Genomic DNA, 12376 nt, shown 5'->3' with positions numbered 1-12376 from the left:
AGATATATTAACCTCTTGTAAAGTCTAATATCTTATAATTAAATGTACCGCTTGGTGCATTTACAATAACAGTCTGTCCTGCTTTGCGTCCGATAAGAGCCTTTCCTACTGGTGACTCGTTCGAAATCTTTCCATTAAGAACATCTGCTTCAGTTGAACCAACGATCATATATTTATATTCTTCTTTGCTGTCAATATCCTGAATATGAACAGTACCACCAAAGTTAACTGTCTCTTTATCAAGCGAATCTTCATCAATAACTTCAGAATTTTTCAGGATTTTCTCTATCTCTTCAATTCTAGCTTCTATATCACGCTGCTCATCTTTAGCTGCATCGTATTCTGCGTTCTCTGATAAGTCTCCCTGCTCTCTTGCTTCCTTGATCTTCTGAGCAACTTCTCTACGACGGAATACTCTGAGATCATTAAGCTCATCTTCAAGCTTTTTAAGACCTGCACTGGTAAGAATATTTTTCTTCTGCTCTGCCATATCTTTAACTTCCTTCCTGAAATATTATTTCGATAGACACGGAGTCAATTATAACCCAACACATTCCCAAAGTCAAGAAACAAATATTAACCTTGAACCCGGGGTTCAGTTTCTTATCTGCATAACTCGTAGTATGTATTCCCTCGTGTGCAGTTGACGGGGTGCTGCTTGCCCGTGGCAAGCGTTTAGCACCGACCGAGCCGGTAGGCGAGACCTTGAACCCGAGGTTCAAGGTCTAACTGCAAAACAGGAGCGGTATTTACCGCTCCTGTTAGTGCAGTTGACGGGACTTGAACCCGAACCCACTTGCGTGGACATGAACCTGAATCATGCGCGTATGCCAATTCCGCCACAACTGCTTATATATCAGAATGTCCGCTTAAGCCCGCGAACATTCTGAATCTTATCATTTTCAATTTATTATGTCAAGACTGCAGGACTTATTCGCCATCCACACTTGCCGCCTCTGTTGTAGCCTCTCCTGTCGATGCTTCTTCACTTGATTTATTCTTCTCAAGCTCTTCAAGAACCTTCTCATTATCATTAGGAACTTCTTTGTCTGAGCTAAGCTTATCTACTGCCTTTGCCTTACCAAATGCAAGGTCGATAACCTTATCTGCAAGGATCATGTAATAAACATCTTCTTCTGAGTAATACTGATCGAACTGCTTATCATCTGCGATGTTGTAGTTCTTCTTTAATTCGCTCTTCTTAGCATCATATTCATCAGCTGTAACTGAGATATTTTCCTTATCTGCGATATTTACAAGGATCATCTTCTGCTTAATGTAATCACGAACATAATCGCTGATGTATTCCTTGAACTCATCCTCTGTACTCTTACCATAGTAATAAGAAATGATTGTTTCAAAATCAACATTGTTGCTTTCAGCAAGCTGCTTTACCTGGCTGATCATCTGATCGATGAGTTTCTTAACTTCTTCCTCAGGATACTGAACAACTTCTGAACTTTCAATTATGCTTGAAATAACTGATTCCTTGTTACTTGAAAGATCATTCTTTGCATGTTCTTCCTCATGCTTTTCCTTCATTGCCTTTTCATACTCAGCAACATTTTCATATGAAGTGTTATTCTTTACAAGTTCATCATTATATTCAGGAATATGGTGAATGATGATTGAGTTAAGTGTTGTCTCAAATCTTGCCTTCTTTCCTGAAAGATCAGGATTTCCTGAATATGGATCAGGGAAAGTAACATTTACATCAAATTTATCACCAGGCTTGTGACCAACGATCTGCTCATCGAAATTATCGATGTATCCGCTTGACCCAAGGGTGATCTGTGTTCCCTGTCCCTGTGTGCTGCCACCTTCAAATGTCTGATCATCAACATAACCTGTATAATCAATATTTACTGCATCACCATATGTAGCAACCTTTGTCTTATCTTCTGTATGAGTTGTTCCCTGATTGATAAGTGACTGACGATCCTGTTCAATCTCTTCATCTGTAACTTCTGACTTTACCGGAACATATTCAACGCCATTATAGTCTGACACCTTAACGCAATCTCTGTACTTATCTTTCATCTTTGCGATAACGTCATTTTCCTCAGCACTTGTTGATGTTGCAACTGTACTCTCATCTTTCTTATCCTTGTTCTTTCCTTTACCACAGGATGCAAAAGCTGTGAGACACATAGCTCCGACAAGAACAAGACAAATTTTCTTCTTCATAATACAATCCCTTCTAAAATTGAAACTCTTCTTATTATATAAATATATCCCTGATGTATTCTCTTCATGACACTATATCCTGTATAGCACCCCTTAAATACCTTTTTATATAAGAAACAATATCTTGCGACTCCCAGGAAATTTTATACCTTAAAATATATATCACAAATAATATAAAAAATAAAGATTATTTTCTTAATTCACATAATCTACACGCTCTATATACGTATTTCCAAGGTTTTCCCGTGTTTACTCATTTAATTTTATGTCTACTAAATATAGTAACTACCCAAATAGTCAGACACTAGATTTAGTATTTTGGTATTTACAAACCATATACCGTTTGCTATAATTTGTTCTTGAATCGACCAGTGTTATTTAATGTATAAATACTACTACATTCATACTATATATATTACAAAATTATGTGAGGAGAGGTAAGATGAAGGTTGTAAAGAGAGACGGTCATATAGTTGATTTTGACCGAAGTAAGATTGTGACTGCCATCAGAAAGGCAAATGCAGAAGTAGATCCTGAAGAAAAGATAGGGGAAGAAAGGATCGAAGATATTGTACATGGTATTGAGACTAAAAAACGCAAGAGAATCCTTGTAGAAGATATACAGGATATGATCGAGCAGGATCTTATGGAAGATGGTAAATATGTATTGGCGAAGACATATATCATCTATCGTTATACAAGAGAACTCGTTCGTAAGGCCAATACCACTGACGATTCAATACTCAGTCTTATTAAAAACCGCAACAAAGATGTTATGGAGGAGAATTCCAACAAGAATGCCACTGTTGCATCTACACAGCGTGATCTTATAGCCGGCGAAGTATCTAAGGATCTTACAAGAAGAGTTCTTCTTCCTGAAAAGATCAGCAAGGCTCATGATGAAGGTGTTTTACATTTCCATGACGCTGACTATTACCTTCAGCCTATATTTAACTGCTGCCTTATCAATATCAAAGATATGCTTGAAAATGGCACCGTTATGAACGGTAAGCTCATCGAGAGTCCAAAGTCATTCCAGGTTGCTTGTACTGTTATGACACAGATCATCGCATCTGTTGCATCTTCTCAGTACGGCGGACAGTCAGTAGACCTCATTCATTTAGGAAAATATCTCAGAAAGAGTTATGAAAAATATAAAGAAAGATTTACCAAATCATTCGGAGACAAGGTTGATGACGAAACTCTTGAGAAGATGATTCAGGAAAGACTTAACGACGAACTTCGTTCAGGTGTTCAAACTATCCAGTATCAGATCAATACTCTGATGACTACTAACGGTCAGTCACCATTCGTTACACTCTTCCTTCACCTTGATCCAAATGATGAATATATTGAGGAAAATGCTCGTATCATCATCGAAGTTCTTCGTCAGAGATATGAAGGCATCAAGAATGAAGCCGGTGTATATGTAACACCTGCTTTCCCTAAACTTATCTATGTTCTTGACGAGTTCAACTGTCTCAAGGGCGGTAAGTATGATTACATCACAGAGATGGCTGTTAAATGTTCAGCTAAGAGAATGTACCCTGATTATATCTCAGCTAAGAAGATGCGTGAGAATTATGAAGGAAATGTATTCTCTCCTATGGGATGCCGTTCATTCCTTGCTCCTTGGAAAGATGAAAAGGGTAATTATAAATTCGAAGGTCGTTTCAACCAGGGTGTTGTCAGCATTAACCTTCCACAGATTGGTATCATTGCCAGAGGTGATGAGGAACTCTTCTGGAAGATATTTGATGAGAGACTTGACCTTTGCTACGAAGCACTTATGTGCAGACACAATTCACTTATGGGTGTAACAAGTGATGTCAGCCCAATTCATTGGCAGTACGGTGCCATTGCAAGACTTGGCAAGGGCGAAAGAATCGACAAGTATCTTCTTAACGGATACTCTTCTATCTCACTTGGATACATTGGACTTTACGAAGTAACTAAACTCATGAAGGGCGTTAGCCATACAACTCCTGAAGGACTTGAATTTGCTCTTCGTGTTATGCATAAACTCAAAGATTCCTGCGAGAAATGGAAGAAGGAAACAGGTCTTGGTTTCGCTTTATACGGAACACCTGCTGAGTCTCTCTGCTACAGATTTGCAAGAATCGACAAAGAGCGTTTTGGAACAATTCCTGACATTACAGATAAGGGTTATTACACAAACTCTTACCATGTTGATGTTCGTGAAGACATCGATGCATTTGAGAAATTCCAGTTCGAGAGCCAGTTCCAGAGTATTTCATCCGGTGGAGCTATCTCATATGTAGAGATTCCAAATATGGCCAACAACCTTGAAGCACTTTCAGAACTTGTTAAGTTCATTTATGACAATATTCAGTATGCTGAGTTCAATACAAAATCTGACTATTGCCATGTATGTGGTTACGATGGTGAGATCAAGGTAAATGAAAATAATGAATGGGAATGCCCATGCTGCCACAACAAAGATCATTCCAAGATGAATGTTACAAGAAGAACCTGCGGTTATCTTGGTGAAAACTTCTGGAATGTCGGTAAGACAAAAGAGATCAAGTCACGTGTGCTTCATGTAGGTACTCCTGATTATATCGCTGAAACAGTTTCTGAAAAGAATACAGTTTCTACTCAGTAATAAGATTTAAACCATTTCAGGGGATCGGTCATCCGGTCCCCTATAAATTTAGAAAGGAAAAGATCATCCTCCGAAAGGCAGGCCGATCAGACCATATTTACGTATGAATTGTTGCGGAATATATTATTGTGATACCGCAAATGGTGTCGGTATCAGAACATCATTATATGTTTCAGGCTGTACTCATCATTGTAAGGGTTGCTTCAATGAAGATACCTGGGACTTCAATTTCGGCAAGCTCTTTACCGAAGAGATTGCCAATGAAATAATCAATTCACTAAAGAAACCTTATATACAAGGCATTACTATTCTCGGCGGCGAGCCTTGGGAAATATCAAACCAGAAGGTTCTTCGTCCTTTTATCGAGCGTTGCCGTAAGGAATGCCCTGACAAAACTATTTGGACTTATTCCGGATATCTCTTCGAAGAACTCATCGATCCGGATAATAAAAGATGTCACTCAGAAGATACTCTTCCGATGCTTCAGTTGACAGATGTCCTTGTGGACGGCGAGTTTATCCTTGAGAGAAAAAATCTCCGACTCCGATTCAGAGGAAGTGATAATCAGCGCATCATCAACGTCCCTGAAAGCCTTGCAAAAGGCGAAGTTGTTCTTTCCGAATATATGGAAGGAAGGATTTAAAAATAAAACCTATATTTTTTTATTATTATGTGTTAAACTAGTCTGTGGGCAAAATGTTTCACGAACAAACAATCCGCAGATAACAATCTGCAAACAAACATTCTGCAGATAAACAATCTGCAAACGAACATTCCGCAGATAAACAGTCTGCAAACGAGCAACCCGCTACAAACAGTCAGCGGATACAACAGTTTGTGAACAAAACAGTCTAATAAAATTCGAATTATATAACTTATCAAAAGTTATTTGGATAAAGGATAAAATCATGATCAACAAGTTACCTGTAAATATTAAGAAGATAAAGCCGAATGCCACTGTCCCAACTTATGGGTCCGCTAACGCTGCCGGTGCGGATTTGTATGCATGCATTGACAGCGATATAACAATCGCAAGCGGTGAGACAATACTTATACCTACAGGTCTTTCAATGGAACTCCCCGAAGGTTATGCGGGACTTATCTATGCCCGTAGCGGTCTTGCCAGTAAGAAGGGGCTTGCCCCTGCCAATAAAGTTGGTGTAGTAGATTCGGACTATCGTGGAGAGGTTATGGTTGCACTCCATAATCACTCAAACAAGGATGCAGTTATTGAACCGGGCGAAAGAATCGCTCAGTTGGTTATAACTCCTTATCTCATGGGTATCTTCACAGAAGTTGATGCTTTAGGAGATACAGAAAGAGGTTCCGGTGGATTTGGTTCAACAGGAACACATTAAATATATCCTTGTTTAACTTTGTTATATGACAGACATTACGAAACTCCGTATCATTACGGAGTTTTTTTATTTCGAAATGGTATAATTCGTGTCTTAAACGGCACACTTTCTTATAATCGGAAAGAAGGTGAAAAAATGAACGAAAAACTTATCAAAGACCAGATCGAACAACTTATAGATGACAAGAAACTTCATGAATTAAGACAAATGCTCAGCGAACAGAATGAAGCCGATATAGCTGCCTGTCTTTCTGACCTGAATATAGAAAAGCTTTCAATAGCTTTCCGTATTCTTCCAAAAGAGCTGGCTGCTGATGCATTTTCTTACTTTGATTCGGACATCCAGGAGGAACTTATCAAAGCTTTCTCTGATAAGGAGCTCCGTTATATCATCGACAATCTTTTCATGGATGATACCGTCGACATGATTGAAGAAATGCCGGCCAGTGTTGTTAAACGTATTCTCAAGAATACGGACCCTGTTACACGTAAGGAGATCAATGAAATCCTTAAGTATCCGGAAGACAGCGCCGGAAGTATCATGACAACCGAGTATGTACGACTCGAAGAAGACATGACTGTTCAACAGGCATTTACGCGTATCAGAAATGTCGGTGTTGATAAGGAAACTATTTATACTTGTTACGTTACTAACCCGAAGAAAGAACTTCTCGGAATCGTAACAGTTAAGGATCTGCTCCTTTCAAATTATGAGGAAAAGATCAAAGATATAATGATCACGAATATCATTTTCGTTAATACTACTGAAGACCAGGAAAATGTTGCTCGTTCATTCGATAAGTATAACTTCCTTGCCATCCCTGTTGTTGACAATGAAAAGCGCCTTGTTGGTATCATAACTATCGACGACGTTATTGATGTCATCACAGAAGAGGCTACAGAAGATATCGAAATGATGGCCGCTATCACACCTACCGATAAGCCATATATCAAGACGACTCCATTTGAGACATACAAGAAAAGAATCCCATGGCTTCTTCTCCTCATGATCTCAGCGACATTTACCGGAGCGATCATCAACCGATATGAAGCCGCCCTAGGTGCCTATGTCATCCTGACAGCTTATATCCCTATGATAATGGATACAGGCGGAAATGCAGGTAGCCAGGCGTCAGTTTCCATCATCCGTGGTCTTTCACTTGATGAGATAAAATATAAAGACATTTTCAAAATACAAAGTAAAGAGTTATTAGTTGCTTTAATGTGCGGTTCAACACTTGCTGTTGCGAACTTCGTAAAGCTCCTTTTATTCGATAAGGTGTCACTTACCATTGCACTTGTTGTATGTTTAACTCTTGTACTTACAGTTATCATAGCAAAGTTCGTTGGTTGTTCACTTCCTATCCTCGCCAAGAGAATCGGATTTGACCCGGCAGTTATGGCCAGCCCATTCATCACAACCATCGTTGATGCCATCTCACTTTTCATTTATTTTCAGATTGCATCATTCGCACTTCATCTATGATCACGTTGAAAACACGTTGCAATAACATGTGTATAAAAAATACGCTACACAAAAGTGTAGCGTATTTTTATCTGAATGATATCTGTTTATAAACATCAAAGTTAACAGATCCGGTGTAACTGTATCCCTTATCAAGGTCAGCTATCCACTGTGGAAGCTTGGAAGCAAAATACCTTTCCTCAGCTTCTGCAACAAGCTTTGCCTTACGCTCAGCAGTTGCTTCCTGGTCTGTTTTATATTTCATATAGAAGATATGATAACCATACTCTGTCTCGACTACGACGCTGTAAGAACCATCCTCAAGTTCATACAGAATATCATATATCTTCTCACCATACTCAGCCTTTATCTCCTTTGGAGTAAGAGTATAGTAACCGGAATTCTTAAGCTTATAAAATGTCGAAAGCCCTTCGATATCAACTCCATCCTCACTTGAAGGATTTGTAAGAGTCGCATATGCCTGATCAGCTTTTTCTAACTGTTCGCTCTTCTTCTCATCATTAATCTCGAAAATCTCACCATTTATATTCTCTGTATAATAAGAGAAGAACATATCATAAAATGTGGTAACCCTGGCATCCTCATCAGACATCTCTATGCCCGCTTCCTTCACAATGGCTGTATAAACCTTATTTGCAAGAAGATTTTCACAGAAGACATTCTGAACAAGGCTTTCTGTAAGTTCCATTCTGTCTATCTGTTCATCAGTAAGCCTGTTGAAGAAAATGTCTGCTTTGTTGATCTCGGCAGCCTTTTCATTATCGTCAAGCTCTATGCCTTTATTCTTTGCCATGGATGAAAGAACCTTTACTCTAACGATTGCATCGATAATATCTCTTCGGGTTGCTTCTTCCATATTCATTTCAGTTCCGTCCGAAACAGTTACCTGCATATTCCAGACATCCTTACCATAGGTCGCTTCATAATCCTCTATAATGGTCTGAGCGTAGATATAAACCTCACCTTTGGATATAGGATTTCCCGCAAATACAAAAACCGTATCCTTCTTTTCCTCATCCTTCTTACTGCCACAACCACTTAAGGATGCAAACGTAAATATCATAACAAGGATTAAAGGAATTCTTTTGAATAAAAATTTATTCGTTTCTCTTTCTCTGTTAAATATCATTTTTCTGCCTTTATATTAAACCTATAAATGATCATTCTTCTTCAGGTTCCGCTTCTTTTATTATAAGTGAATCGTAAATATCTGCAATAGCCTTTTCTGCATTTTCGATAAGCTCATCCTGGATAAGCTTTGACTCACGTATTCCGAGTCCTGAAACCTTGCCTGTTATAAGACGTACAGTCTTGCCCATTCTCTTATATCTTCTGATGAATTTCGGAATGCTTTCCACATCAACAGGAGTATCATTTTTGATAAGATACTGCACTTCATCATCTCTGAATCTGATTTCAACCATTCCGGCCTTATGTGCCGCGGTCTTGAGAAGCGCAATCCTAAGAAGTCTTTCAAATGGTTTCGGTGGATCTCCGAACCTGTCTCTCGCTTCTTCTCTGATATTGTCGGTATCTTCGCTATCTGTAACTCTCGAGATTCTCTTGTAAAGTTCCAGCTTAAGGAATGATACTTTGACATAATCATCCGGAATATAAGCATCTACCGGAAGATCGATCGAGGTATCGAAATCTTCCTCTGTAATATCGCCCTTCTTGCGACGAATCGCCTCATTAAGCATTTTTACATAAAGGTCGTAACCAACGGATTCCATATGTCCCGACTGATCCATTCCCAGAAGATTTCCGGCGCCTCGTATCTCAAGATCCTTAACCGAAATCTTATATCCCGATCCAAGATCGGTAAATTCCTTTATCGCCTTAAGTCTCTTCTCTGCAACCTCTTTAATTACCTTATCTCTCTTATACATAAGGAATGCATAAGCATTTCTGCTGGATCTTCCTACTCGTCCTCTTAACTGATAAAGCTGTGAAAGTCCGAAATTATCAGCGTCATGGATAATGATAGTATTTACATTCGGAATATCCAGACCGGTCTCTATTATGGTTGTTGAAACGAGAACATCTATGTCTTTATTTATAAAACCATGCATGATGGTTTCAAGCTCTCGCTCGCGCATCTTTCCGTGAGCGAACTCTATCCTTGCATCCGGCAATATGCTTCGAAGTTCCGAAGTAATATGCTCAATATTGTCAACGCGGTTATAAACGTAGTAAACCTGTCCGCCTCTTGCAAGTTCTCGTCCGATTGCTTCTTTGACGAATTCCTTATCATATTCCATTACATAAGTCTGGATAGCACGTCTATCAACCGGCGCTTCCGAAAGAAGGCTCATGTCACGAAGACCTATAAGACTCATGTGAAGAGTTCTTGGTATAGGAGTTGCTGTAAGAGTAAGAACATCAACATTTGTCTTAAGCTGCTTGATCTTTTCCTTATGCTTAACTCCAAAACGCTGCTCCTCATCTATGATAAGAAGGCCAAGGTTATTGAATGCGATGTCCGACGAAAGAAGTCTGTGGGTTCCAATAACAATATCGATACTTCCTTCCTTGATACCTTTAAGAGTAGCTTTAACTTCTTTCGGAGTACAGAATCTTGAAAGCATGCTTATATTTACGGGATAATTCTTCATTCTTTCCGCAAATGTTTCAAAATGCTGCTGGGCAAGTATGGTTGTAGGCACCAGATATGCAACCTGTCTATTGTCCTGAACCGCCTTAAATGCAGCACGTATCGCAACTTCCGTCTTTCCGAATCCAACATCTCCGCAAATGAGACGGTCCATGATCTTGTCACTTTCCATATCACTCTTGGTTTCTTCTATTGCTTTCATCTGATCAGGAGTTTCCTCATAAGGGAATAATTCCTCAAATTCTGTCTGCCATACCGAATCAGGCGGATAGATATGACCTTTTTTTGCACTTCTCAGTGCGTAAAGATCCACAAGCTCCTGAGCAATAGTCTCAACATGCTGTCTGACAGTACTTCTCGTCTTTTCCCATTTATCACTACCAAGCTTATTGAGCTTCGGCTTGGCAGAGTCTTTATTTGCATACTTTCCTATCATCGAAAGCTGCTCAACCGGGATGAAAAGTTTACCGCCATCTGCATAATCTATATTTATATAATCTTTTAAACGTCCGTCGGTCTGAACTTTTTCAATGCCCTTATAGATTCCGATACCGTGTCTCTCATGTACAACATAGTCACCAACACTGATCTCATCCAGCGCATTTATATGTTCTCCCTTGAATTTAGGCAAATGTTTCTTCTTGCGTACTTTATTGTTACTGAAAATTTCACTTTCGCTGATAACAACAAGGCCGGCACTTCTTATTTCATAGCCTTCGTCAAGGTTTCCCTTGGTTACCATTACTTCTCTCGCCTGAAGTCTTCTTCCTGTGTCCTGAGAGAAAAATGCAGGTATCTCTTCTCTTGAAAGATTGTCTGCAAGTCTCTTACCTCTGGTACCTGAAGGTGAAACAATAATTACGCAGTAATTTTCGCCTCTCCATTTTTTTATATCATCTTTAAGGAAATTAAAGTTATTTTCGTATGAACTGATACTTCTGGCTTCAAAATTCAGTGTTTTTGCGGATTTGATCATCTTGCTTTCGGCATAAATTTCCGAAACCGTAAATGTCTTTCTGTCCGCAAGCATGCCAAGTACCATTTTGTCATCATAAAGGATGTCCGCCTGTTTGCTGAGTATATATCCACCTGAAAGTCTGGCTTCCATGGACATAGCTATCTCAGTGGCATAGACCCTCGCTCTCTCCTCCACCTTGTCAGGCTCATCCACAAATACAGCTGTCTGCTTGGAAAAATAAGATAAAAATGAAACCGTTTCATCATAGAAATAATTCACAAGACTATCAAGTCCTGTGGTTGAATTGAATTCTTCTATCTCTTCTCTGATGGCCTCAACAGCCTTTGTAAGTCTTGCATATTGTTCAGTATGGAAGGTCTTCTTAAATGCCGCCGCTTCCTTCTCATAATCATCCTGGATACGTCTAAGTCCTCTGGCAACTCTACCTTCAGACATAACAAACTCACTTGCAGGATAAATACAGAATTCTTCAACTTCTTCAACCGAACGCTGAGTCTCAGGATCGAACCTTCTTATGGAATCGATCTCATCGCCAAAAAGCTCTATACGATAAGGAGTATCTTCTGTAAGAGGAAATATATCAATAATGCCTCCGCGTACGCAGAACTCACCCTCCGACTCAACAAGGGCTGCATTTTCATATCCAAGATTTACAAGCTTTTTCTTAAGTTCCTCTATATCAACTTCTTCTGTAGCTTTAAGTTTTATCTCACCGCCTGTAATATCATCCATTCTTGGAATCTTATCCATAAGTCCGTCGACAGTTGTGATAACCACAGTGTCTTTACCCTCGCTGAGACGTCTTATGATCTCAAGACGCTTTCTGACGGTTGTATTTCCGTGCACATCAGCATAATAGAAAAGGGCATCCTTCGCAGGATAGATAAATACATTTTTATTGTAAAGCCTGAAGTCATTATATAACTTGTCCGCTCTTGCATCGTCGTAAGTAACAATAAGGGAAACCTTCTGATCACCTTTAATCTCTTCAACGAGAAGCGGTATCGCTGCACGTGTAAGTCCCCAGATGTGAAGCGGATACTCTTCTTTCTTCACAGCTTTATCTATAATATTAAATTCATCAGCTTTTCTGAAGACTGCTCTTACAGCTTCCATTTCATTTTCTC

Annotated in this window: 8 protein-coding genes and 1 tRNA gene; 4 read left to right on the top strand and 5 right to left on the bottom strand. The window is 39.3% G+C overall.

Translation table 11 applies throughout. From position 1 onward, the window contains the following. Nucleotides 1–7: 7 nt before the first annotated feature. The 3 genes from greA to B5D25_RS02575 all read right to left on the bottom strand — a co-directional run bounded on the left by greA (nt 8) and on the right by B5D25_RS02575 (nt 2187). Entirely contained in the window at nt 8–490 is a 483-nt protein-coding gene (gene greA, locus B5D25_RS02585; RefSeq protein WP_078786182.1) for a transcription elongation factor GreA, read from the bottom strand. Between the two features lie 275 nt (nt 491–765). Next, nucleotides 766–849 (bottom strand) — tRNA-Leu (locus tag B5D25_RS02580). A gap of 81 nt (nt 850–930) precedes the next feature. Then, nucleotides 931–2187, bottom strand: coding sequence for an FKBP-type peptidyl-prolyl cis-trans isomerase (locus tag B5D25_RS02575; protein WP_078786181.1), 1257 nt, complete (start codon nt 2185–2187; stop codon nt 931–933). A gap of 442 nt (nt 2188–2629) precedes the next feature. Between B5D25_RS02575 and nrdD the strand changes: the two genes are divergently transcribed. The 4 genes from nrdD to mgtE all read left to right on the top strand — a co-directional run bounded on the left by nrdD (nt 2630) and on the right by mgtE (nt 7656). Then, nucleotides 2630–4813 carry an anaerobic ribonucleoside-triphosphate reductase gene (gene nrdD, locus B5D25_RS02570; protein WP_078786180.1) on the top strand — a complete coding sequence of 728 codons (2184 nt, stop codon included), beginning with the start codon at nt 2630–2632 and terminating at the stop codon, nt 4811–4813. Between the two features lie 103 nt (nt 4814–4916). Beyond that, complete coding sequence (nrdG, locus tag B5D25_RS02565; protein ID WP_078786179.1) at nt 4917–5456, top strand: anaerobic ribonucleoside-triphosphate reductase activating protein; 540 nt, start codon at nt 4917–4919, stop codon at nt 5454–5456. Between the two features lie 265 nt (nt 5457–5721). Next, nucleotides 5722–6171, top strand: coding sequence for a dUTP diphosphatase (dut, locus tag B5D25_RS02560; RefSeq protein WP_078786178.1), 450 nt, complete (start codon nt 5722–5724; stop codon nt 6169–6171). 135 nt (nt 6172–6306) lie between these two features. Continuing rightward, nucleotides 6307–7656, top strand: a complete 1350-nt coding sequence (gene mgtE, locus B5D25_RS02555; RefSeq protein WP_078786177.1) for a magnesium transporter — start codon at nt 6307–6309, stop codon at nt 7654–7656. A 67-nt stretch (nt 7657–7723) separates the two neighbouring features. On the opposite strand, the gene B5D25_RS02550 is transcribed toward mgtE, so the two are convergent. Together B5D25_RS02550 and mfd are read right to left on the bottom strand one after the other, a co-directional pair. Beyond that, entirely contained in the window at nt 7724–8785 is a 1062-nt protein-coding gene (locus tag B5D25_RS02550; protein ID WP_078786176.1) for a peptidylprolyl isomerase, read from the bottom strand. 31 nt (nt 8786–8816) lie between these two features. Further along, a complete protein-coding gene (mfd, locus tag B5D25_RS02545) occupies nt 8817–12365 on the bottom strand; it encodes a transcription-repair coupling factor (protein ID WP_078786175.1) in 3549 nt (1182 codons plus the stop codon). Between the last annotated feature and the right edge of the window lie 11 nt (nt 12366–12376).

The organism is Eubacterium ruminantium (genome assembly GCF_900167085.1).
GTDB classification, from domain to species: domain Bacteria; phylum Bacillota; class Clostridia; order Lachnospirales; family Lachnospiraceae; genus Eubacterium_Q; species Eubacterium_Q ruminantium.
This window is presented reverse-complemented; position numbering and strand designations above follow the sequence as displayed.

Bases quoted from the DNA above. Each gene is read 5' to 3' on its own strand.
- greA (WP_078786182.1), bottom strand. From the start codon at position 490: ATGGCAGAGCAGAAGAAAAATATTCTTACCAGTGCAGGTCTTAAAAAG.
- B5D25_RS02575 (WP_078786181.1), bottom strand. From the start codon at position 2,187: ATGAAGAAGAAAATTTGTCTTGTTCTTGTCGGAGCTATGTGTCTCACA.
- nrdD (WP_078786180.1), top strand. From the start codon at position 2,630: ATGAAGGTTGTAAAGAGAGACGGTCATATAGTTGATTTTGACCGAAGT.
- nrdG (WP_078786179.1), top strand. From the start codon at position 4,917: ATGAATTGTTGCGGAATATATTATTGTGATACCGCAAATGGTGTCGGT.
- dut (WP_078786178.1), top strand. From the start codon at position 5,722: ATGATCAACAAGTTACCTGTAAATATTAAGAAGATAAAGCCGAATGCC.
- mgtE (WP_078786177.1), top strand. From the start codon at position 6,307: ATGAACGAAAAACTTATCAAAGACCAGATCGAACAACTTATAGATGAC.
- B5D25_RS02550 (WP_078786176.1), bottom strand. From the start codon at position 8,785: ATGATATTTAACAGAGAAAGAGAAACGAATAAATTTTTATTCAAAAGA.
- mfd (WP_078786175.1), bottom strand. From the start codon at position 12,365: ATGGAAGCTGTAAGAGCAGTCTTCAGAAAAGCTGATGAATTTAATATT.